Origin of the sequence: Pseudohalioglobus sediminis (genome assembly GCF_008370495.1) — a bacterium.
Lineage (GTDB): Bacteria > Pseudomonadota > Gammaproteobacteria > Pseudomonadales > Halieaceae > Halioglobus.
Window position 1 is genome coordinate 31,258 of the sequence record NZ_VTUX01000004.1, and the last position, 22,640, is coordinate 53,897.

17 protein-coding genes are annotated in these 22,640 nt (G+C 57.5%); 12 read left to right on the forward strand and 5 right to left on the reverse strand.

Going from position 1 to position 22,640, the window contains the following annotated elements; genetic code table 11:
• The first annotated feature begins 2 nt into the window (after positions 1–2).
• The 3 genes from mobB (at position 3) to F0M18_RS09660 (ending at position 1,616) form a co-directional block, all read left to right on the forward strand.
• A complete protein-coding gene (mobB, locus tag F0M18_RS09650; protein ID WP_149611225.1) occupies positions 3–521 on the forward strand; it encodes a molybdopterin-guanine dinucleotide biosynthesis protein B in 519 nt (172 codons plus the stop codon).
• A gap of 61 nt (positions 522–582) precedes the next feature.
• Positions 583–948 (forward strand): hemerythrin family protein, encoded by a 366-nt coding sequence (locus F0M18_RS09655; RefSeq protein ID WP_149611226.1) that lies wholly within the window; start codon positions 583–585, stop codon positions 946–948.
• Between the two features lie 194 nt (positions 949–1,142).
• Entirely contained in the window at positions 1,143–1,616 is a 474-nt protein-coding gene (locus F0M18_RS09660; RefSeq protein WP_149611227.1) for a cytochrome c family protein, read from the forward strand.
• A gap of 40 nt (positions 1,617–1,656) precedes the next feature.
• Here the strand turns inward: F0M18_RS09660 and F0M18_RS09665 are convergent, their stop codons facing one another.
• From F0M18_RS09665 to F0M18_RS09680, 4 genes are all read right to left on the reverse strand, one after another.
• Positions 1,657–3,399, reverse strand: a complete 1,743-nt coding sequence (locus F0M18_RS09665) for a bifunctional protein-serine/threonine kinase/phosphatase (RefSeq protein ID WP_149611228.1) — start codon at positions 3,397–3,399, stop codon at positions 1,657–1,659.
• Between the two features lie 54 nt (positions 3,400–3,453).
• Positions 3,454–4,926, reverse strand: coding sequence for a NarK family nitrate/nitrite MFS transporter (locus F0M18_RS09670; protein WP_394349399.1), 1,473 nt, complete (start codon positions 4,924–4,926; stop codon positions 3,454–3,456).
• A 242-nt stretch (positions 4,927–5,168) separates the two neighbouring features.
• Positions 5,169–5,807 carry a two-component system response regulator NarL gene (gene narL, locus F0M18_RS09675; RefSeq protein ID WP_149611230.1) on the reverse strand — a complete coding sequence of 213 codons (639 nt, stop codon included), beginning with the start codon at positions 5,805–5,807 and terminating at the stop codon, positions 5,169–5,171.
• A 29-nt stretch (positions 5,808–5,836) separates the two neighbouring features.
• On the reverse strand, positions 5,837–7,693 hold the full coding sequence (locus F0M18_RS09680) for a histidine kinase (protein ID WP_149611231.1): 1,857 nt from the start codon (positions 7,691–7,693) through the stop codon (positions 5,837–5,839).
• Positions 7,694–7,932: 239 nt separating this feature from the next.
• On the opposite strand from F0M18_RS09680, the gene F0M18_RS09685 reads away from it, so the two are divergent.
• The 8 genes from F0M18_RS09685 (at position 7,933) to F0M18_RS09720 (ending at position 20,319) form a co-directional block, all read left to right on the forward strand.
• Positions 7,933–9,204, forward strand: coding sequence for a nitrate/nitrite transporter (locus F0M18_RS09685; protein WP_149611232.1), 1,272 nt, complete (start codon positions 7,933–7,935; stop codon positions 9,202–9,204).
• Between the two features lie 27 nt (positions 9,205–9,231).
• A complete protein-coding gene (locus F0M18_RS09690; protein ID WP_149611233.1) occupies positions 9,232–10,845 on the forward strand; it encodes an MFS transporter in 1,614 nt (537 codons plus the stop codon).
• A gap of 63 nt (positions 10,846–10,908) precedes the next feature.
• Positions 10,909–14,679: a nitrate reductase subunit alpha gene (locus tag F0M18_RS09695; protein ID WP_149611234.1), complete on the forward strand. Its 3,771-nt coding sequence runs from the start codon at positions 10,909–10,911 to the stop codon at positions 14,677–14,679.
• Between the two features lie 12 nt (positions 14,680–14,691).
• The gene (gene narH, locus F0M18_RS09700) at positions 14,692–16,239 is read left to right on the forward strand and encodes a nitrate reductase subunit beta (RefSeq protein WP_149611235.1); all 1,548 of its coding nucleotides are present in this window, start codon (positions 14,692–14,694) and stop codon (positions 16,237–16,239) included.
• Positions 16,236–16,964 (forward strand): nitrate reductase molybdenum cofactor assembly chaperone, encoded by a 729-nt coding sequence (gene narJ, locus F0M18_RS09705; protein ID WP_149611236.1) that lies wholly within the window; start codon positions 16,236–16,238, stop codon positions 16,962–16,964. Before narH ends, narJ begins: the two co-directional genes overlap by 4 nt.
• 10 nt (positions 16,965–16,974) lie before the next feature.
• The gene (gene narI, locus F0M18_RS09710) at positions 16,975–17,661 is read left to right on the forward strand and encodes a respiratory nitrate reductase subunit gamma (protein ID WP_149611237.1); all 687 of its coding nucleotides are present in this window, start codon (positions 16,975–16,977) and stop codon (positions 17,659–17,661) included.
• A gap of 121 nt (positions 17,662–17,782) precedes the next feature.
• Positions 17,783–19,021 carry an alginate export family protein gene (locus F0M18_RS09715; RefSeq protein WP_188109665.1) on the forward strand — a complete coding sequence of 413 codons (1,239 nt, stop codon included), beginning with the start codon at positions 17,783–17,785 and terminating at the stop codon, positions 19,019–19,021.
• Positions 19,022–19,104: 83 nt separating this feature from the next.
• Complete coding sequence (locus tag F0M18_RS09720; RefSeq protein ID WP_149611239.1) at positions 19,105–20,319, forward strand: NnrS family protein; 1,215 nt, start codon at positions 19,105–19,107, stop codon at positions 20,317–20,319.
• Positions 20,320–20,357: 38 nt separating this feature from the next.
• Here F0M18_RS09720 and F0M18_RS09725 read toward each other — a convergent pair whose 3' ends face one another.
• The gene (locus F0M18_RS09725; protein WP_149611240.1) at positions 20,358–20,972 is read right to left on the reverse strand and encodes a hypothetical protein; all 615 of its coding nucleotides are present in this window, start codon (positions 20,970–20,972) and stop codon (positions 20,358–20,360) included.
• A 121-nt stretch (positions 20,973–21,093) separates the two neighbouring features.
• Here F0M18_RS09725 and exaC point away from each other — a divergent pair, with 121 nt between their 5' ends.
• Positions 21,094–22,614, forward strand: coding sequence for an acetaldehyde dehydrogenase ExaC (gene exaC / locus F0M18_RS09730; RefSeq protein WP_149611241.1), 1,521 nt, complete (start codon positions 21,094–21,096; stop codon positions 22,612–22,614).
• Positions 22,615–22,640 lie beyond the last annotated feature (26 nt).

Sequence of the window (22,640 nt, forward strand, 5' to 3'; positions counted from 1 at the left end):
GGATGAAGGTATTTGGTATCACCGGGTGGAAAAATAGCGGCAAGACAACGCTGGTGGCAAGCCTGGTTGAGCACCTCAACGGGAGAGGCCTGCGCGTCTCTACCATAAAGCACGCCCATTGTGACTTTGATATCGATAAGCGGGGCAGCGACAGCTACCTCCACCGCGCCGCAGGTGCGCAGCAGGTTCTGCTGGCGTCCAACCGAAGGTGGGCGCTGATGAGCGAACTGCGCGATGATGCGGAACCGGAGTTGCCGGACCTGTTGGCGCAGATGCAAGCGGTTGACCTGGTCATTGTTGAGGGCTTCAAAATGGGCGACCAGCCAAAAATCCAGGTGGTCAGGCCACAGAACAACACAGAGGTGCTGCCGATGGATGCGCAGCCAATCGTCGCTATCGCCAGCGATGAAACCGTTGATCCGGCCACGTACAACTGTACCGGGCCGCTGCTGCCGTTGAATGATGTGCCTGCCATCGCCGATTTCATCCTCGCCTATTGTGATATTGAAGTAGGTCAGTAATCGGCATTTCGGCTGACCTGTGTCATTGCCCTTAAGGGTGACTTTTGGCAGTGTTTGAAGAATGCGTAAGACTAGCGAACTCATATGGCAGGATACCCAACATCAGGAGTTGTTCGCGATACTGGATGACCTGGGCCGGGCTGGCTCTGGCGCGGATGTCATTAAGCGTTTGCAACTGTATACGGAAACGCATTTCACCCTGGAAGAGCGCTACATGGAGATGCTGAACTACCCGGGAATCGCAGTACACCGAAAAGCGCACGATGATTTCCGTGAAGAAATCTCGTTGTTGGCACGCGAGGGTGATGCGTTTGACGACGACTTCCGCAAGCTTGTTTCCACCTACCTAAGCGAATGGCTCAAACTGCACGTATTTGGAATTGACAAGAAGCTTGAGGAATTCATTCTTCAGTCAGCGTGCAAGTAAACGCCTCAAGCTGGCTCGGTTTCTCCTTTCTTTATCCAGTCCTGAAGCGTTTTTCACCGTTATTTCTACACTTGATCCGCATCAATGGTCGCGGCCTGTTCACATGCTAGGGTGCAGTGGCGAGTTGAAATACCCGACAGCGTTTATAGGGTAATTGGCCGGCAGCCAATCACTGCGGGCCCAGGGAGTTTGATATGAATATGTTGCTCAAAGCGGTTGTTCTGGGTTTGGCTATCGCCGCTCTTGCTGCCTGTGGCAAGGACCCAAAAAGTGCGGCCGGATTCACATTACCGGAAGGGGATGCCGAGCAGGGCAAGGCGAATTACATCGCGTTTGGCTGCAATGCCTGTCACCAGCATAGCGAGGTGCCGCAACTGCAGTCGCCCCTCGCTGACCAGGTATCCATCAAACTGGGCGGAGAAACCGCGCGAGTGCGGACCTATGGCGAATTGGTCACGTCGGTGATCAACCCATCTCATCGCATCGCCAAACACAAGCCAGGGGCTGTTGACGCTTCCGGTGAGTCGACGATGGTGACCTTCAACGACGTCATGACGGTTACCCAGATGATCGACCTGGTTGCCTTCCTGCAGCAGAGCTACGAGTTAAGCCCCTATCGCCACACGGTCTACCCGGTTTACTGGCAGCCTGAGGTCAAGGGCAAATAAACCCGCCCGCGCCGGACTGAGCTGAGGTCGGCGGATCGCGCTAGTTGGCCCACCACAGTACCAGTACGGCGATCAGCAGCGACAACCAGAAAAACGACAACGCCTTCCAGAAGAACACCGTATCGGCAGCGCCCTCGGGGGTTCGTCCCGCTTTGATGAATTCCGGGTTGGGATGCTGCAGGTCATAGATGAACGCGTCCAGGGTGTCGTAGCGCAAGTCGGGGTCGTTACAACAACCCTTCTGTAACGCCTGGTCGAACCAGACGGGGATGATATCGCGGTGTTCGAAGCTGGGCGTGTACTCCAGTTCATAAAATTCCTGCAGCGTCTTGCAGCGCTCCATTTTGTTGCCGTAGGGCAGCTGTCCCCCGGTAAACATCTCGTAGGCAATTACGGCCAGCGAGTAGATATCACCCTTGACATAGGTATTGATGCCGAAGCGGTAGGAAGGGTCTGCATAGTCCAGCGTGCCCAGAGCAATTTCCCGCTCGAAGGGGTTGAAAATCTCCTGCAGGCCGGGGGCATACACAGCGCCAAAATCGACAATCTTGATTTTTCCATCCGGCAGGATCATGACGTTTCCGGGCTTCAGGTCCTGATGCACGATCTGTTGTTCGTGCATGGCCGAAAGTCCGGCGGCGATATCGAGAATAATTCTGGCAACAGCGCTGGGTCGCGGTTCAGGATTTTCAGCAATCCATTGTTGCAGAGTGATGCCCGGTACCTTTTCCATCAGGTAATAGAGAAAGGTTTTGCGCCCGTTGCGCGGCGTAATAATACGCACCACCCGCGGGTCGCTGATGCGGCTGCCTATCCACTCTTCGGCTATAAACCGCTCGATGTAAGCGGGGTCGTCGACGTAGGAAGCAGAGGGCGTCTTCATCACCAGCTCTTTGCCGGTGGTTTCGTCACGGACGACGTACAACTGGGAGCGTTCGCTGGCCCACAGCTCTTCGAGTACCTCGTAGCCATCCAACTTGAGACCGGGATACAGCTCCGGAGGAAAAGGCAGCCTGGTAAGGCGTTCGCTGAAGTCAGCCTTTTCCTCAACGCCCAGATTGTCGACCCGCAACACGCAGGCACTGAGATTGTCGTCGCTGCCGGCTTCCAGTGCCTGTTCAATCAGCAGGCGACAGGCCTCATCCGGATTATCCCGGTGTTGGTCAACTATGGATTTGATTGTCTCGTCGTCGACAAAATCGTGTATACCGTCGGAGTCGATGTAGAAAATATCGCCCTGCTGCACCTCCACCGTACTGCAGTCGATGTTCAGTGTGGTGTCCATGCCCATGGCGCGGATCAGATACTGCTTTTCGTCGGAAATGCTGGCAACGTGGTCCCGCGTCAATTGCTCGAAACGGCCGTCCGCGGAGAGCCGATAGATACGACTGTCGCCAGCGTGAAACAGGTAGGCGAGGTGCGACTTGATGACGACGAGGCTGAGGGTACAGATATAACCCCTGGATTCATCGGGCATGTGGCGCCCGAGGTCGTAAAGCTCACGATTGAGCGCGGCGAGGGTTTTCTGTACCGCGTGTTTGACACTCCAGAGCTCAGGCGTCTGGAAGTAATCCTTCAGTACGACTGCTACTGACCTTTGCGCCGCTTCACGGCCCGCCTCTGCGGAGCTGACGCCGTCGGCAACAACGGCAACCGCGCCTTTACTGGCGAGGAGCGCATCTTCGGGAATCAGAAAGCCCACTGCGTCTTCGTTGAGCTGTTTCTTGCTGCCCTTGTCCGTCCGGGCGGCGAAGCTTGCGCTGAACTTGTGAGCACTTTCCAAGGCATCAGCCCCCGATCTGGCCGGCCCGCGCGAAGTGGGCCGGTATGGGTCTACTCAGGTCACATCAATCAGTTGCACGGTACCATCGGGCAGCACCTCGGTCATCTTGCCCCTGGGTTCGTCGAGGAACATCACCAGTGCGAACACTACACCTGCGGAGGCGGCAATGACGAGGAAGAAGGTGCTGTAGTCCACGAAGGAAAGCACGGTGAGGTAAGTCACCGCACCGACGTTACCGTAAGCGCCCACCATGCCGGCGATCTGCCCGGTCATGCGCCTTTGCACCAGGGGCACCATGGCAAACACGGCACCCTCACCGGCCTGCACGAAGAACGAGCAGCTCATCGTGGCCATCACCGCCAGTGGTATCCACCAGCCGCCATCTATCTGACTGAGCAGGAAGTAGCCCGCAGCCAGTCCGCAAATCAGCACGATCATGGTCTTGCGACGGCCGAAGTGGTCGCTCATCCAGCCGCCCGTAGGCCTGGCAACAAGGTTCATGAAGGCAAAGCCGGAAGCAAGCAGGCCGGCTTTTACCGGGTCAAGCCCCTCAAAGGTTTCGAGGAAGAACAGCGGCAGCATTGACACCACCGCCAGTTCAGAGCCGAAGGTCGCAAAGTAGGACCAGTCCAGGATCGCCACCTGCTTGAACTTGTAGCGCTGCATTTCCGGCACGCCTTCCTTCAGGTGTTCGTAGTTCACTTTCCATATCTGACTGGTCTGGAACAGGTAGAGCGCGAACAGGCCGGCGTAGATGCCATAGCAGGCATTGTCGGTCAGCAGCCCCAGGTTAGACGGCGAGAGTTTCCAGGTAAGCACGGCGAGGGCAACGTACATCGGGATATTCATTGCCAGCAGGAACCAGAAATCACCCCAGTTGCTTACCTCGAGCCCACCAGATTTCTTTGGCTTGAAGTAGGTCGACCCCTTGGGAGTGTCACGTACATTGATGTAATAGATCACGCCGTAGATGGCAGCGATGACGCCGGTGAGGCCAATGGCGTAGCGCCAGCCATCTTCCCCGCCGAACAAAAGCGCGATAGTCGGTAGGGTCATGGCGCCGGCGGCTGATCCGAAATTACCCCAGCCGCCATAAATGCCTTCGGCGAGGCCCACCTGTTTGGCGGGGAACCACTCGCCCACCATGCGGATGCCAATCACGAAACCGGCACCGACAAAGCCCAGCAGGAAGCGGAATATCGCCAGCTGTTCGTAGCTGTTGGCGGTGGCAAACAGTACGCACATAAACCCGGACAGTATCAGCAGTCCACTGTACACATGACGGGGCCCAAACTTGTCTACCAGTATGCCGATTACGATGCGTGCAGGAATGGTCATGGCGACGTTGAGAATCATCAGGGCCTTGATCTGTTGCCCGCTGAGGTCGAACGCCTCTTTGATAAAGGCCAGCATCGGCGCGTGACTGAACCAGACCACGAAAGTGAGGAAAAATGCGAACCAGGTGAAGTGCAGCGTCCTGATACTCGGATTCTTCAGATCCGTTAGCGGTATACGATGCTCGGACATCATTTATGCTCCCAATGGAAAAAATCTGGCTGCAATATATTTTTTCAGCGGGACAGGGATGTTGATGTAGATCATGTGGCGTTTGCAGCCGGCAATGCGAGCACCGCGCAGCTACCACTAAAGGAGTAGTGTTGTACTTGCGGAAAAACGTATTGCTGACAGCGTGTTAGCGTTCGGATGCCAAAGAAAAAACAGCGATGAGCGCAGGCCGCTGTTTTTGGTGGTAGTGGCCCGACGGCGGGCTATTTCTGTTGGTCGACCATCCACACCGCGGCTTCCACGCGAGAGCGGAAGCCGAGCTTCTTCAGCAGGTGCTTGACGTGTACCTTGACCGTGGATTCGGCGATGTCCAGGCGCCGGCCAATCAGTTTGTTGCTGAGCCCCTCGGCAATGTATTTGAGTATCTGCAGTTCGCGACGGGTCAGTTGGTTGAGGTCCTGTTGTTGCTTGTCCTGGCGAAAGGAGGAGGCCAGAATCTCGGTCAGCTGTTCGCTCAACACCATCTTGCCGGAGCAGGCCTGGTGAATGCTGTCTACCAGCAGCTCGGGTTCAGAGTCCTTGAGCAGATAACCGTCGGCGCCGGACTTCAGTGCGGCTATGACGTCGGCGCGATCGTCGGACACCGTGAATACAACGATGTGCGCGGCGATGCCGGCGTCGCGCAGGGTGGAAAGGGTTTCGATACCGTCCATACCGCGCATGCTCAGATCCAGCAGTATCAGGTCCGGGTCCAGTGCCTGGGCCATCTTCACCGCGTCGTTGCCATTAGCCGCCTCGCCGATCACTTCGAGTCCATCTTCCAGTTCCAGCAACTGGCTGACGCCCTTGCGCAGCAGAGGATGATCATCCACCAGGAGGATAGTGTTTACCGCTTCAACCATCGCTTTGTCTCTACCGGTCCTCGTTGTGCTCAGTGATAGGCGACGCCCGTCGCCGCGGGCACACGCAATTGTACACGGGTGCCGCCGCAATCGCGCACGCTATATTCAAGACTGCCCTCCAGCCGTTGGGCGCGCTCACGCATCGTATATAGCCCGTAATGGTGCTCCTTCTCCGGCTGCTCGGGTATGCCCACACCGTTGTCATCAATAGTGAAAACAAGGTCACCAGTGCTACCTTGCTCACAGCGCAGGGCAATTGTGCTGGCGCCGGCGTGCTTCACCGCGTTGTTGAGAGCCTCCCGTACCATGTGCAGTACATGGATATCACCGTTGGGTCCCAGGCTGGCACTCTCGATGTTGTACTCCAGCGTTACCCGGGCGGGGCTCTGCTCGTCGAATTCCTGCACCGCGTGCTGTAGCGCCGTGCGCAGGTCTGGGGCGTCCAGCTTGACCCTGAAGGTGACGAGCAATTCCCGGAGATGCTTGTAGGCGGCGTTGATGCCCTCCTGCAGATCGGCGATGGCTTCGTCGACCCGCTCCTTCTGAAAGTCTCCATCGACGAGTTTTTTAAGGCGGGCGGTCTCCATCTTCATGTACGACAGTGACTGCGCCAGTGAGTCGTGCAATTCCCGCGCTATGGTACTGCGCTCTTCCAGCAGCATAACCCGGTGTTCCTGTCCCAGGTTGCGATGGAAGGCAAAGGATGTTGACAGGGTTTCGGCGACCGTGTTGAGGAGCTGGTTCTGCCAGGGTAACAGTTTCTCGCCCTCGTGCGGCTTGATGTACAGGAATCCGTAGTTGTCATTACGACTGCCGATCGGCAGTGAGATACCCGGCGTGTGGGATTTTTCCAGATGCGCAGGGGATAGCGCACAGACGGCGCAGTCGCCGTTGCAGTGGTTCTCCTCCTCGGCACTGGTACCGAGGTGGTTGTAATTGAGGTAGTTGGGCTCGGCATTCACGCAGAGGTTGATGGTTTCTACGTTGGCAACCTTCTGCAGTTCCGAGAGGAATACCCGCAGCAGTCTCTCATCATAGGGGCTGGAGGAGATTTCCCGCGAAGTCTTGTAGAGAAAATACAGTGCCTGGTTGGAGCGATGCAATTCCCGGGTACGCTCCTCAACCTGAACTTCAAGGGTTCGATACTGCGCCTGCAAGCTGGCGGTCATGGTATTGAATGAGGCAGCGAGTACACCCAACTCGTTTTCCGGGTAGTGGCTTACGCGGTGACTGAGGTTACCGCGCTCCACGTCCTCGGCCGCTTTGACCAGCCTGCGCAATGGAATCACGAAATTGTTGTCTGCGCGCATGATCAGGTAAAGCACGATAAACACGATAAGGAAAATACTAATCGCCTCGGTCATGCCCAGCAGTTCGATCTTGCCTTCGTTCTCGCGCTGCAGGTGGGTCACCATGGTGTCGATGTCCGCCACCCAGCGGTCCAGTTCACTGTTGTAGCGGGTGTAGCTGTCCTGCCAGGAAAGCCCGCCCTGCAGTGTCGCCTGTAGCAGGGGTGACATACTGAGTTGCCAGTTGTCGCGAACTTGTTGGTAGCTCTTGCTCAGTGGCACGTTGTTGGCGTCGTGGACGACCAGGGGAATGATTGACGTGCCGAGTTTTTGCGCAAATTCGTCCATTTCCGCGGTGAGTTGCTGCAGTGTCTCTTTTTCGCGGCCCAGGGCGGCCAGCGCCAGATGATTGCTGATGCGATAGGACTGCATGCGCAATGAGCCGGCGAGGTTTATCGCCTCCGCATCGTTCTGGGTATTGACGGTCACGTAGACCGACAGGCTCATGCTGGCCAGGGCCATACCGGCGATCACCGCCATGGCCAGAAATACCTGAAAAATTACTGAGCGGTAGATCCGCTTCCCTGTAAGGGGCATTTATCCATCCTCGCTGGCCGTCTACCACCAATAACTCGAACTCCCCTCGGAGCTGGACAGGTATAGGGCTGGCAATCCGTATCTGACTGTTATTTAAGAATAAAAACAAAAACAGGCAACTACTACCTTGGGGGTAATTTGCGCCGTTGCCGTGTGTCACTGGCGTTGGGCGCTTGATCCAGATCAACCCTCGGCATGGGGAAGATATTAGTTTATGCGTCGACAGATTGAAATTGACTATGACGACCAGACGCCAACAACAGCAAGTTTCCCTTACCGCCAGCACCGTGGCTTTTGCCGCGTCGTTTGCTGCATGGACCCTGTTTTCGATTCTCGGCCTGGAAATTCGCGAGCAGTTGCAGCTCAACTATACCCAGTTTGCGCTGTTGCTCGTGGCCCCGATCCTCAGTGGCGCGTTGGCGCGCCTGCCCTCCGGCATACTGGCGGACATCTATGGCGGCCGCCGGGTGATGTTCCTGGAAATGGCCATCGTCGGCGTGGCGTTGCTGTTCTATCCGCTGGCTAGTGTTTACTGGCACTACCTGTTGTTCGGCGTGGTCATCGGCCTGGCTGGCGCGACATTTTCCGCCGGCATCGCATTTGTTTCGTCCTGGTATGACAAGCGGCGGCAGGGAACAGCGATGGGCATATTTGGCGCCGGCGATGCAGGCGCCGCCATTACCAATCTGGTCGCGCCGCTGGCTGTTATCCAGTTTGGCAGTGACTACGTGCCGGTGGCATACGGCGCGGTACTGTTGTTCACTGCCGTGACGTTCCTGTTTCTCAGCAGCGAAGATCCGATTCACCAGGCGCAGGCCAAAGTGTCGCGCCCTCTCGCCGAGGAGTTGGCCCCGCTCGGCAAGCTGCGGGTCTGGCGTTTCGGCCTCTATTACTTTTTCGTTTTCGGGGCATTCCTTGCCCTCACCCTCTGGCTGCCGCAATTCTATGTGGAGCAGTATGGCCTGGACCTGAAAGCCGCATCCTTCGCCACCCTCCTGTTTACCGTGCCCGCGGCGTTGGTGCGCGCGCTGGGGGGTTGGTTCGCGGATTATTTTGGTGCTCGCACTATCAACTGGATGGTGTTCTGGATCTGCCTGGTCTGCCTGTTCTTTCTGTCTTATCCGCCGACCACCATGACCATCCATGGTATCGAAGGCGACCTGTCACTGAATATTGCAACGCCGATGTGGTTATTCACCGCGCTGGTGTTCGTGATGGGCGTGGCTATGGGCTTTGGCAAGGCCAGCATCTACAGAATCATTTACGACTACTTCCCGGGGCATATGGGTGCCGTGGGAGGGGCGGTAGGCATGATCGGCGCACTGGGCGGTTTCGCGCTGCTGCTCCTGTTTGGCGCGGCCAACGACATCACCGGTATTCGCACCTCATGCTTCATGCTGCTTTATGGCGGCCTGGCGGGCTGCATGATCCTGATGCATTTCGCCATTAAGCGCGACGAGTTTCGCCAGCGCTATGCGCAGGCCCAGGCCGACGAATTTTTATCCCTTTAGTGCATAAAGGAAAACAGAGGAAAGACTATGTCTGATATCAAAGAGTGGAACGTCGAGGACGACCAGTTCTGGGAGTCGACCGGCAAGAAGGTTGCCAATCGAAACCTGTGGATTTCCATACCCAGCCTGTTATGTGGTTTTGCGGTGTGGCTGTACTGGGGCGTGATCACTGTACAGATGCTGAACATCGGGTTTCCGTTCGCCAAGTCGGAACTGTTCACCCTCATGGCAATAGCGGGCCTCACCGGCGCAACCCTGCGCATTCCCAGCAGTTTTTTCATCCGCCTGTTTGGTGGTCGTAACGCCATCGTCTTCACCACTGCGCTACTGATGTTGCCAGCCCTGGGTGCGGGTATCGCACTGCAGGACAAGAACACGCCGCTCTGGGTATTCCAGCTGCTGGCGCTGCTCTCGGGCTTTGGCGGCGGTAACTTTGCCTCCTCCATGTCCAACATCAACTTCTTCTTCCCCAAGCGCCAGCAGGGCCTGGCGCTGGGCCTGAACGCTGGTCTGGGCAACTTCGGTGTGACCACCATGCAGATTCTGGTGCCGCTGGTCATGACCTTCGGGCTGTTCGGTGCGCTCGGTGGCGATTCCATGACCCTGCAACAGACCTCGGGCACCCTCATCGGCAAAATCCCCGAGGGCACTGAAACCTATATCCAGAACGCCGGTTTCGTCTGGTTGTTGTTCCTCGTACCCCTCGCCTTTATCGGCTGGTTTGGCATGAACAACATCCGTACCGAGGAAGTCTCTCCCGATATTCCTTCGGCTCCTGTCGGGTTCGCACTGATGTCCGGCATGCTGCTGATCGGCTTTGTCATGGCCGCCATTGGTCTCTGGCTGATGCTGCCGGAGGCGGCCAACGGGTCCGGATTCGGCGTGCCCAAGGAGGTCGTACTGGTGCTGGTTATTGCCGGTACGGTACTTGCACTGAAGATGCTGCCCGGCCAGATCAAGGGCAATTTGCAGCGTCAGTACAAGATCTTCAACAACAAACACACCTGGGTGATGAGCATCATCTATACCATGACCTTTGGCTCGTTCATTGGCTTCAGCGCTGCCTTTCCGCTGGCGATCAAGGTGATATTCGGCTACCAGCACATCATGGTGGAAGGGGTGATGACGCATGACACCGTCAATGTTAACGGCCCCAGCGCCCTGATGTTTGCCTGGATGGGGGCGTTTATCGGGGCCCTGATTCGACCTGTGGGTGGCTGGATTTCGGACAAGGTCGGTGGTGCGCTGGTTACCCAGATCTGCTCCGCGGTGATGGTCGGCAGTGCCCTCGGCGTAGCCTACTACATGAAGGCCGCATATAACTCCGCGACACCGGAAGAGTTCTTTGTGCCCTTCCTGGTTCTGTTCCTGCTGCTGTTTGCCGCGACCGGCATCGGCAACGGTTCCACGTTCCGTACCATCGCCATGGTGTTCCCGAAAGAACAGGCCGGTCCCGTGCTGGGATGGACATCGGCAGTAGCCGCCTATGGCGCCTTCTACATTCCCAAAGTTATCGGTGAGCAGATCAAGGCCACCACACCGGAAGTCGCCCTGGTTGGATTCGCAATTTTCTATGCAATTTGCCTGGTTATTAACTGGTGGTTCTACCTGCGCAAGAGCGGCGAATTCTACAACCCGTAGTACGAAGCAAGATTAACGCCGGGGCTTGCGAGCGTCGGCCAAAACACGAGAGAGAGTAAAGCCATGAGTCATTTTCTTGATCGACTGCAGTTTTTCAAGAAGACCCGGACCGGAGAGTTTGCCGACGGGCACGGTGAGACACGCAACGAGAACCGCGAGTGGGAGAACAGCTACAGACAACGCTGGCAGCACGACAAGATCGTGCGATCCACCCACGGCGTAAACTGTACCGGCTCCTGCAGCTGGAAGATCTACGTCAAGAACGGGCTGATCACCTGGGAAACACAGCAGACGGACTACCCGCGTACGCGCCCCGACCTGCCCAATCACGAGCCACGGGGCTGTCCTCGCGGCGCGAGTTACTCCTGGTACATCTACAGCGCGAATCGGGTCAAGTATCCGAAGGTACGTAAACCCTTGCTCAAGTTGTGGCGCGATGCGCGGGCAAAGTACAGCAACCCGGTAGAGGCCTGGGGTTCTATAGTCGAGGATGAAGAGAAAGCCCGCTCCTATAAGAGTGCGCGCGGGCTGGGCGGATTTGTGCGCTCATCCTGGGATGAGGTAAACGAGATTATTGCCTCGGCCAATGTCTACACCGCCAAACAGTATGGCCCGGACCGGGTGATCGGCTTCTCGCCGATTCCGGCCATGTCCATGGTGTCCTACGCCGCCGGTTCGCGCTACCTCTCGCTGATGGGCGGTGTGTGCATGAGTTTCTATGACTGGTACTGCGATCTGCCGCCGGCGTCGCCCATGACCTGGGGTGAACAAACCGATGTGCCGGAGTCGGCAGACTGGTACAACTCCAACTACATCATAGCCTGGGGTTCCAATGTACCCCAGACCCGCACCCCCGATGCTCACTTCTTCACCGAGGTGCGCTACAAGGGCGCCAAAACCGTTGCCATTACCCCGGACTATTCCGAGGTCGCCAAGCTGACGGACATGTGGCTCAACCCGAAGCAGGGTACCGACGCTGCCCTGGGCATGGCCTTCGGCCATGTGATTCTGAAGGAGTTCCACTTGCAGAAGCCCAGTGAGTACTTCACTGACTACGTGCGACGTTATACCGACAGTCCCATGCTGGTGCTGCTGGAAGACTTCGACAAGGGCGTCAAAGCCACCCGTTTCCTGCGCGCCTCCGATCTCGGTGGCGAGCCCGGCGGTAACAACAACCCGGAATGGAAAACCATTGCCCGGGACGAGATCAGCGGTGAACTGGTATCGCCAACCGGGGCCATTGGCTATCGCTGGGGCGAGCAGGGCAAGTGGAATATCGAGCAGAAGAACGGTTCCACGGGAGCCGAGATCAAGCTGCAACTCTCGCAGATCGAGTCCACCGATTGCGTCGCCTCGGTGGCCTTCCCTCACTTCGCGGCTGACGACTCCAATGAATTCTGGAACGCCTGTGATCAGGAAAAAATCCTTTATCGCAATGTGCCGGCCTCGGAGATCACATTGGCCGACGGTTCCTCCGCACGTGTCGCCACGGTCTATGACCTGATGATGGCGAACTACGGCATTGATCGCGGGCTGGGGGGTGAAGATGTCGCCAGTGATTACAACCAGGACATCGCCTATACCCCGGCATGGCAGGAAAAAATCACCGGTGTCTCCCGGGAAAAAGTCATCCAGGTCGCTCGCGAGTTTGCCGACAACGCAGATCGCACGCGCGGCCGTTCCATGGTTATCGTCGGCGCGGCGATGAACCACTGGTACCACATGGACATGAACTACCGTGGCCTGATCAACATGTTGATGATGTGTGGCTGTGTCGGCCAGACCGGCGGTGGCTGGGCGCACTATGTGGGCCAGGAAAAGCTGCGGCCTCAGACCGGCTGGTTGCCACTGGCCTTCGGCCTGGACTGGAGCCGCCCGCCGCGGCAGATGAATTCCACCTCCTTCTTCTACAACCATTCCTCCCAGTGGCGTCACGAGAAAGTGAGTGTGCATGATGTGCTTTCGCCGTTGGCTGACAAGGGCGAGATGCCGGAGCACATGCTGGACTACAACATCCGTGCTGAACGCATGGGTTGGTTGCCCAGCGCACCGCAGCTGAACTGTAATCCGCTACAGGTAACCCGTGATGCAGAAGCCGCAAGTATGGATCCCAGGGATTACCTGGTAGAGAAGTTGAAGGACGGCGGTATCCGCTTTGCCGCGGAACAACCGGACAACCCGGACAACTTCCCGCGCAACCTGTTCATCTGGCGCTCGAACCTGTTGGGCTCCTCCGGCAAGGGGCACGAGTACATGCTCAAGTATCTGCTGGGTACCAAGAACGGGGTAATGAACGACGATAACGGCATGACCGGCGGTCTCATCCCCGAGGAGATCGACTTCGAGTCACGGGGGCATGAGGGCAAGCTTGACCTGGTGACCACGCTCGATTTCCGCATGTCTTCCACCTGCGTGTATTCGGATATCGTGTTGCCGACGGCGACCTGGTACGAGAAAGACGATCTCAACACCTCCGACATGCACCCCTTCATCCACCCGCTGTCGAAAGCCACCGACCCGGCCTGGGAGGCCCGGTCTGACTGGGATATCTATAAAGGCCTGGCGAAAAAATTCTCCGAGATCGCGGCCATCGAGGGCAATCTGGGCGTGGAAAAGGATATCGTCACGGTCCCCACACTGCATGACACGCCTGGAGAACTCGCCCAGCCATTCGAAGTACAGGACTGGAAGCGTGGCGAATGCGATCTCATACCAGGCAAAACTGCTCCCAATATGGTGGTGGTTGAACGCGACTACCCGAATCTCTACAAGAAGTTCACCTCGGTCGGCCCTTTGCTGGAGAAGCTGGGGAACGGTGGCAAGGGCATCAGCTGGAACACCGATGAAGAGGTGGAACTGCTGCGCCAACTGAACTACACGGTCGAGGAAGAGGGTGTCAGCAAGGGACAGCCGGCTATTAACACCGCGATCGATGCGGCAGAGGTCGTGCTGACGCTGGCCCCGGAAACCAACGGCAACGTGTCAGTTAAAGCCTGGGACGCGCTGGGTCAGTTCACCGGCCGTGACCACAAGCACCTGGCCGAACCCAAGCACGATGAGAAGATCCGTTTCCGCGATATCCAGGCGCAGCCGCGCAAGATCATCTCCTCACCAACCTGGTCCGGCCTGGAGGACGAGCATGTCAGCTACAACGCCGGCTATACGAATGTGCATGAGTTTATTCCCTGGCGCACCATCACTGGCCGCCAGCAGTTTTACCAGGACCATACCTGGATGCAGGCTTTTGGCGAGCAATTTGTTTCCTATCGCCCGCCCATCAACACCAACACCATTCACCAGGTGAAGGAAAAACGCGCCAACGGTGAAAAGGAGATTGTGCTGAACTGGATTACACCGCACCAGAAGTGGGGCATCCACAGTACCTACTCCGACAACCTGTTGATGCTGACGCTGTCACGGGGTGGCCCCATTATCTGGCTCAGCGAGATCGATGCCGGGGAGGCCAACATAGAGGATAACGACTGGGTAGAGGTGTTTAACGCCAACGGCGCAATCACCTGCCGTGCGGTGGTCAGCCAACGCGTGAAGCAGGGCATGGTGATGATGTATCACGCCCAGGAGCGCATCGTTAACGTGCCGGGTTCCGAGACCACCGGCACACGCGGCGGGCATCACAACTCGGTGACCCGTACGGTGATGAAGCCAACACACATGATTGGCGGTTACGCACAACAAAGCTACGGCTTTAACTACTACGGCACCGTTGGCTGCAATCGCGACGAATTTGTGGTGGTCCGCAAGATGAGCAAGGTGGACTGGTTGGACGGTTCCGATACCGACGACCTGCCCCAGCCTTTACCCCAGGATATTTAAGGAGTTGCCGCAATGAAAATTCGTTCACAAGTCGGCATGGTGTTGAACCTCGACAAATGTATTGGCTGTCACACCTGTTCGATCACCTGCAAAAACGTCTGGACTTCCCGCGAAGGCGTGGAATACGCCTGGTTCAACAACGTTGAGACCAAGCCTGGAGTGGGTTTCCCCAACGAGTGGGAAAACCAGGAAAAATGGAACGGCGGCTGGGTGCGCAAGGGCAATGGCAAGATCGAGCCGCGCATAGGGGGTAAGTGGAAGGTACTGTCAAAGATTTTCAACAACCCGGATATGCCGAAGATCGAGGACTATTACGAGCCCTTTGATTTCGACTACCAGCATCTACACACAGCGCCGCAGGGAAAGCACCAGCCAACAGCGCGGCCGCGCTCGCTGGTGAGTGGCGAGCGTATGGAGAAGATCGAGTCCGGGCCCAACTGGGAGGAGATCCTCGGTTCGGAGTTTTCCAAGCGCTCCCGCGATGCCAATTTCGAGAAAGTGCAGAAGGACATCTATGGAGAGTATGAGAATACCTTCATGATGTATCTGCCGCGCCTGTGCGAGCACTGCCTCAACCCGACCTGCGCGGCCAGCTGTCCGTCCGGCGCGATCTACAAGCGGGAGGAGGACGGTATAGTCCTGATCGACCAGGACAAGTGCCGCGGTTGGCGCATGTGTGTGTCCGGTTGCCCCTACAAGAAGATTTACTACAACTGGAAATCCGGAAAATCGGAAAAGTGTATTTTCTGTTATCCGCGAATCGAGTCGGGGCAGCCCACCGTGTGCTCCGAGACCTGTGTTGGACGCATCCGCTACCTCGGTGTGTTGCTCTACGACGCGGACAAGATACAGGAAGTTGCTGCAACCGAATCGGAACAGGACCTTTACAAGAAGCAGCTGGAAATCTTCCTTGATCCCAATGATCCGGAGGTCATTGCCCAGGCACGTCGGGATGGTATCGACGATTCCGTGATCGAGGCTGCGCAGCAGTCGCCGGTGTATAAGCTGGCAGTGGACTGGCAGCTTGCACTGCCACTGCACCCCGAGTACCGCACATTGCCCATGGTCTGGTATGTGCCCTCGCTCTCGCCCATTCAGCAGGCGGCCGACGCGGGCCATATCGGGAACGACGGCGTTATTCCCGACGTTGACAGCCTGCGTATTCCGCTCAAGTACCTCGCCAATCTGCTCACCGCCGGCGATGAAGAGCCGGTAAAACTGGCCCTGAAACGATTGCTGGCCATGCGCGCCTACAAACGCGCAGAAACCGTGGATGGGGTCACTGACTTGCAGGTGCTGGAGAACGTCGGTCTCAGCGAGGCCCAGGTAAAGGAGATGTATCGCTACCTGGCCATCGCCAACTATGAGGATCGCTATGTTATCCCCAGCGCTCATCGTGAAGAAGCCATGTCGGATGCCTTCGCGGAGCGCGGCGGTTGCGGCTTCAGTTTCGGTAACGGCTGCTCCTCTGGCAACAACGAGGTAAATATGTTCGGCGCCAAGCGCACCAACCGTCGCGACATCATTGACACGGTCCAGGTAGAGGAGTGGAAACCATGATTGAACTTAAAGTAATTGCCCGGCTGCTCGACTACCCGTCGGTGGAAGTACATGATCACGTGGACGAGTTGAAGGCAATTCTGTTGGACAACAGAATTCTCGGTTTCAAACTCAAGGCCAAGCTCTGCGCCTGGCTTACCGCGTTCTCGGGCAAAGACCTGATGGAGTTGCAGGAAACCTACGGCGGATTGTTTGACCGCGGTCGTGCCACATCACTGCTCCTGTTTGAACACGTACACGGAGAGTCCCGCGACCGCGGACAGGCCATGGTTGACCTGATGGAGCTCTACGGCAGCCATGGCTTTGAACTCAATGCCCGGGAACTGCCGGATTACATTCCGATGTACCTCGAGTACCTTTCCTGCCGGCCGCGGGAGGAAGCGGAAAACGGCCTACTGGATGTCGCCCATATTCTCGCCCTGGTCGGTGCAAGACTGGAAGACCGTGGTAGCGAATACGGGCTGTTGTTTCGTGCTTTGCTGGAAATTTGCCAGGCCGACATCACTGTCGACGAGTTCCTGAAACAGGCCTCCAGTGAGGAACGGGATGACAGTCTCGAGGCCCTGGACAAAATCTGGGAAGAAGAAGCCATCACCTTTGGCCTGGACGATGACGCGGAGCCTTGTCCGTCTGCGCACCCCAGTGCCGAGGTGAACGAAAATCAACATACCACGCCGGTGCACTTTGTCGATGCCAGTTCACCGCCTGTCAGCGCCAACCCTTGAGGACCTCGCCATGAACACAATGAACTTTCTGCTTTTTGGCATCTATCCTTACATAGCTGTGACCACCATGATCGTGGGCTCCTGGGCCCGCTACGATCGGGAGCAGTACACGTGGAAAACCGGATCCAGCCAGATTCTGAACGACAAAGGCATGCGATGGGGAAGCAATCTGTTTCACATCGGCGTACTGTTTATTATATTCGGCCATTTTGTTGGCCTGCTTACGCCGGAGTCAATTTATCACTACGTGATATCCACACCTCAAAAGCAGGTACTGGCGATGGCGTCCGGCGGGTTCTTCGGCGCGCTGGCCTTTATCGGCCTGACTATATTGATCAAGCGACGTTTCACCGATGTGCGTATCCGCAAGAGCAGCAACCCGTCTGACCTGCTCGTGCTGCTTCTGCTGTATGCCCAGCTGATACTTGGCCTGCTTTCGATCGGCGTTTCTGCCGGACATATGGACGGGTCGGTGATGGTGCTGTTAGCCAACTGGGCACAGGGCATCGTCACTTTCCGTCCGGAGTGGGCCTCGGCGAACATTGCCAATGTCCACATCATCTACAAGCTGCACGTGTTCCTGGGCATGACCCTGTTCGTGGTCTTTCCTTTCACTCGCCTGGTGCATATCGCCAGCGGCTTCGCGGCGCCGGTGAAATACCTGACACGGAATTACCAGATCGTTCGCAGCAAGTAGTGCAGACAACGCGGCGGTCCACTGTGACCGCGGCGATCTTTATAAAATAATAATGACAAGCCAGGCAACGGGGAGGAGTGGTACTCCCCGCCCATTATTATTTACAGGAGTGACTCACACTATGACAAACGGAACAGGGTACAAGGTGATCATCGGCGGCGTTCTGGCTGCTGGTCTGGCTGCAGGCGCGCAGGCGCAAGATGGTTTTACCGAGCAATTTTCCAAAGCGGTAAGCGAGGGCAACATCAAGCTTGACCTGCGCTATCGGTTTGAAAACGTGGACGACGACGCCTTTGACAAGGATGCCAATGCATCGACCCTGCGCACCCGGGTGACCGTGCAATCAGGCATGGTAGGCGCGTTCAGCGCGTTGGCGGAATTCGACAATGTCAGTGAAATCGGCAGCGACGATTACAATTCCACCGCTAATGGCAATACCGATCGTCCGGTTGTAGCCGACCCGAAAGGCACAGACATTAACCAGGCCTGGCTGCGTTATGGTCAGCAAGATGCGTATGGCGCTTACGGGCGGCAACGCATACTGCATGGCAGCGAGCGCTTTATCGGCGGAGTCGGCTGGCGCCAGAATGAACAGACCTATGACGGCTTCCGCCTGTTTTACAAGGGTGGCAGCGGCCTAACCCTGGACTATGCCTACGTTTATAACGTCAACCGCATCTTCGGTCCCGATGACAGTGCGGCGCAGCCGGCAGATCTGCATGGCGAGAACCATTTTGCCCGGGCTGACTACCGCTTTGCCGAGAACCACACACTCAGCGGCTTCATCTATGCCCTGGATATTGATGACAACGGCGACTACGCGCCGGGCAAGTCGGTTGGCAATTCCTCGGATACCTACGGCGTTAAGTACGACGGCAAATTCGGCCCCGTCGGATTGAAGGCCGCCTATGCGAAGCAATCGGATGCCGGCGATAATCCGCAGGACTATGACGCTGATTACTACATGGTGGAGGCGGCACTGGGATTTTCCGGTCTCAATGCCAGCGTCGGCTACGAGGTGCTGGGTTCTGACAATGATGTGGGTTTCAAAACGCCTTACGCGACTCTGCACAAGTTCCAGGGTTGGGCTGACAAGTTCCTGGTAACACCCGGAGACGGGATCGAGGACATGTACCTCGGTGTAACCGGCAAGCTGGGTCCCGTTAAGCTGGGCGCGTTCTACCATGATTTCGCGGCTGATGACACCAGCGAGGACTACGGCAGCGAATGGGATCTGGTCGGCACCTGGCCGATCAACAAGCAGTTCAGCACGCAGCTTAAGTACGCCAACTTCTCCGCCGACAGTGATCGTTTCAGCGATACACAGAAGATCTGGGTAACGCTGCAACTCAAGCTCTAGCGGGTGACAGGCCGGGCCACTCGCGCTCCGGCGCGGGTGGTTCTATCTTTCTATACAGGCGTTTTCAGCCAGGTGGCCAGAACATGAGTAAATTGTTGAGTAACGGGCAAATCGTGGACCGCGAGGTGCCCCAGGGCCTGCCGTTTTTCCGTTTGGCGTTTCGGCCCTTTTTTCTTCTCGGTTCACTGTTCAGCGTTGTCAGCCTGATGCTGTGGGCAGCGGTAATGGCCGGCACGGCGGAACCGGCGCTCTATGGTGGCGCGCTATGGTGGCATGTGCACGAGATGCTGTTCGGCTTCGTCGCGGCCATAGTGGTTGGCTTTCTGCTGACAGCGGTGCAGACCTGGACCGGGGTGCCGGGATTGCACGGGCCCGGGCTGGCTGCTCTGGTGGCATTGTGGTTGTCGGCAAGGCTCGGCTTCGCCTTCAGCGATGTCGTGCCGCACCCGGTGCCCGTTGTGCTCGATCTTCTGTTCCTTCCGGTCGCAGCCGCCGTTCTGGCGCGCTCTGTGGTCAAGGTACGCCAGTGGCGCAACATCGTTTTCGTACCGGTGTTGCTGTTGATGACTCTTGCAAATGGCGTGATGCACTGGTCCGCAGCCGCGGAAAACGGCGAATTGCTGGCCGTAGCAGGGCGGGCGATGGTGTTGCTGGTGACGTTGTTGATGACAATTATTGCTGGTCGCGTGGTGCCAATGTTTACCGCCAACGGTACTGGCACTGAACGGGTAGAGAGTCTCCCTTGGCTGGAAAAAGCCAGCATGATATCGATATTGCTGGCGGTGCCGGTTGGCCTGGCCGTGGCGAAGCTGCCCTCCACTCTGGTAACGGTAGTATTGCTGGTTACCGCCGCGATACACGGTCTGCGTGTTTTTCGCTGGCGTTTTCGGGTGACGCTGCGCACGCCGCTGGTCTGGTCGCTGCACTTGAGTTACTGGTGCATACCCCTGGGGCTGCTGCTTTACGGCCTTAGCGGCGTGCCCGGCGCTGTGATCACCCAGACCCAGGCGATCCATACATTAACCGTCGGTGGCATGGGCATGATGATATTGGCGATGATTTCACGTGTGTCCCTTGGTCACACGGGGCGACCGATCAGGGTGGGGGCGATAATGGCGTTGGCGTTTGTGGCTGTCTACGCGGCGTTTATCGTGCGGGTATTCGGCATCGTGATTACCGGCGATTATCTCAGCACGATTATCACGGCGGTGGTGTTGTGGGCGATCGGCTATGGCTGTTTCGTAGCTTGTTACCTGCCTATTCTGGTGCGCGGGAGAATCGATGGCCGTCCGGGTTAGGTCGCCAGTATAAGCCAGGCCAATTGAGCAGTAGCGCGCTATCGGGGCTGGCTATCACAGTCTTTTTTTGCCGCAATGCGTAGATACGGTTTGCGCACTCGCAGCGTTCCCTCTGCCTGGTGCAGGAAGCCTGCGCGCACGAAGTCTGTACCCCGCGGTATCTTCAGGGTGATGCTGACCGGCGTCCAGTCGGTTTGGCCCAGGCGCGGTTCATGCTCCAGGCTGGAATTTATCACCACATTGCTGCCACGCCTGGCGAGGAAGGTGAGGCCGCCGCCGGGGGTGAAGGTGTGATCCTGCGGCAGGCTGAGGTCCAGTTTTACCTCGGCGCCAAAGGTCACCCGCTTGCCGGCAACGGTACCCGGGTCAACGCTCTGGGTGAGGATGAACCAGGGTTCTCCGCCTGTCTTCACAATCTCCAGTTCCCCGTTCTGTGCCTGGTACTCAAAGGTCTGGCCGGCTGCATGCTCGGATGATGACCATTTGCGCTGGGCACGCGGGGCCGTGATGGACAGAAAGGAGGGGTCCTGCAGCAGGTTCTTGCCGCGCGGTGCGCAGGCATCAGCGCTGTCTTTGGCTGGCTGGTTATCGGCAGTGCATCCGGTAACCAGCAGTGCGGTCACGGCAACAACGGCAAGTCTTGGTATGGTCATATAAGTTGGTCCGGTTTTGTCGGGCGCTGCCGGCGACTCTAACATAAATGTTGTCGCTGCATGCTCCCGGAACATAGGCTATATTCCTGATGCCAATCGTCACAACCAGAGGACAATAACAATGTTGTACGCAATGCCCGGCAGCGAGAATGCGCTGTTCCAATTCAAGGACCGCTACGCCAATTTTATCGGGGGCGAGTGGCTCGCTCCGCTGGAAGGTAAATACTTCGACAACACCACGCCGGTGACCGGTGAGGCCTTTTGCGAGGTGCCCCGGTCCACGCCGGCTGACCTCAACAAGGCGCTGGATGCAGCGCACGCGGCCGCAGAGAGCTGGGGTAAAACCTCGGTGCAGGAGCGCTCCAACCTGTTGTTGAAAATAGCCGATCGCATGGAGTCCAACCTGGAGACGCTGGCCTATGTGGAGACCTGGGAAAACGGCAAGAGTATTCGCGAGACCCTGAACGCGGATATTCCGCTGGCTGTAGACCACTTTCGCTACTTCGCCGGCTGCATCCGTGCGCAGGAGGGTTCTGCCGCGGAAATCGATGCCACCACTGTCGCCTACCATTTCCATGAGCCCCTGGGTGTGGTGGGGCAGATCATCCCCTGGAACTTCCCGCTGTTGATGGCGGCCTGGAAGCTGGCACCGGCACTCGCCGCGGGGAACTGCGTGATACTCAAGCCCGCGGAGCAGACGCCGATTTCCATTCTGGTGTGGATGGAGATGGTACAGGACCTGCTGCCGGCTGGCGTGGTCAACATCCTCAACGGTTTTGGCGGCGAAATCGGGCAGGCGCTGGCTTCCTCTGACCGTATTGCCAAGATCGCATTCACGGGCTCCACCGCGGTGGGGCACCAGATCCTCGCCAATGCGGCCAAAACGCTGATTCCCTCCACCGTAGAGCTGGGTGGCAAGTCTCCCAGTATCTATTTCGAAGACGTGATGCAGCAGGAAGAGGAGTTTGTCAGCAAGTGCATCGAGGGCGTGCTACTGGGCTTCTTCAACCAGGGTGAGGTGTGTACCTGCCCGTCGCGGGCGCTGGTGCAGGAGAGCATCTACGATGACTTCATCGAGCGCGTGCTGGAGCGGGCCGGGCAGATCAAGCAGGGCAATCCCTTTGACACCGAGACCATGATCGGCGCGCAGGCGTCCAAGGAACAGTTCGACAAGATCATGAGCTATATGGACATTGCCAGGCAGGACGGCGCCCAGTTCCTGCTCGGCGGCAACAAGGCCACCGTGGGTAGCGATATCGCCGGTGGCTACTACGTGGAGCCCACCCTGCTCAAGGGCAGTAACGACATGCGCGTGTTCCAGGAGGAGATCTTTGGCCCGACCCTGGGCATCACCACCTTCAAGGACGAGGCCGAGGCACTGCAGATTGCCAATGCCACCGAGTACGGCCTCGGTGCCGGCGTGTGGACGCGCGACACCAACCGCGCCTTCCGCGTGGCCAGGGCCATCCAGGCCGGCCGTGTATGGATGAACTGCTACCATGCTTACCCCGCGCATGCGGCCTTCGGTGGCTACAAGAAATCCGGCATAGGGCGTGAAACCCACAAGATGGCGCTGGACCACTACCAGCAGACGAAAAACATGCTGGTCAGCCACGACATCAATCCACTGGGCTTTTTCTGAGTCACAACAATACAGGCCTGGCCGTC

Excerpts from the sequence above, each read along its gene's own strand:
- mobB (WP_149611225.1), top strand. The coding sequence starts at position 3 with ATGAAGGTATTTGGTATCACCGGGTGGAAAAATAGCGGCAAGACAACG.
- F0M18_RS09655 (WP_149611226.1), top strand. The coding sequence starts at position 583 with ATGCGTAAGACTAGCGAACTCATATGGCAGGATACCCAACATCAGGAG.
- F0M18_RS09660 (WP_149611227.1), top strand. The coding sequence starts at position 1,143 with ATGAATATGTTGCTCAAAGCGGTTGTTCTGGGTTTGGCTATCGCCGCT.
- F0M18_RS09670 (WP_394349399.1), bottom strand. The coding sequence starts at position 4,926 with ATGTCCGAGCATCGTATACCGCTAACGGATCTGAAGAATCCGAGTATC.
- narL (WP_149611230.1), bottom strand. The coding sequence starts at position 5,807 with ATGGTTGAAGCGGTAAACACTATCCTCCTGGTGGATGATCATCCTCTG.
- F0M18_RS09680 (WP_149611231.1), bottom strand. The coding sequence starts at position 7,693 with ATGCCCCTTACAGGGAAGCGGATCTACCGCTCAGTAATTTTTCAGGTA.
- F0M18_RS09685 (WP_149611232.1), top strand. The coding sequence starts at position 7,933 with ATGACGACCAGACGCCAACAACAGCAAGTTTCCCTTACCGCCAGCACC.
- F0M18_RS09690 (WP_149611233.1), top strand. The coding sequence starts at position 9,232 with ATGTCTGATATCAAAGAGTGGAACGTCGAGGACGACCAGTTCTGGGAG.
- F0M18_RS09695 (WP_149611234.1), top strand. The coding sequence starts at position 10,909 with ATGAGTCATTTTCTTGATCGACTGCAGTTTTTCAAGAAGACCCGGACC.
- narH (WP_149611235.1), top strand. The coding sequence starts at position 14,692 with ATGAAAATTCGTTCACAAGTCGGCATGGTGTTGAACCTCGACAAATGT.
- narJ (WP_149611236.1), top strand. The coding sequence starts at position 16,236 with ATGATTGAACTTAAAGTAATTGCCCGGCTGCTCGACTACCCGTCGGTG.
- narI (WP_149611237.1), top strand. The coding sequence starts at position 16,975 with ATGAACACAATGAACTTTCTGCTTTTTGGCATCTATCCTTACATAGCT.
- F0M18_RS09715 (WP_188109665.1), top strand. The coding sequence starts at position 17,783 with ATGACAAACGGAACAGGGTACAAGGTGATCATCGGCGGCGTTCTGGCT.
- F0M18_RS09720 (WP_149611239.1), top strand. The coding sequence starts at position 19,105 with ATGAGTAAATTGTTGAGTAACGGGCAAATCGTGGACCGCGAGGTGCCC.
- F0M18_RS09725 (WP_149611240.1), bottom strand. The coding sequence starts at position 20,972 with ATGACCATACCAAGACTTGCCGTTGTTGCCGTGACCGCACTGCTGGTT.
- exaC (WP_149611241.1), top strand. The coding sequence starts at position 21,094 with ATGTTGTACGCAATGCCCGGCAGCGAGAATGCGCTGTTCCAATTCAAG.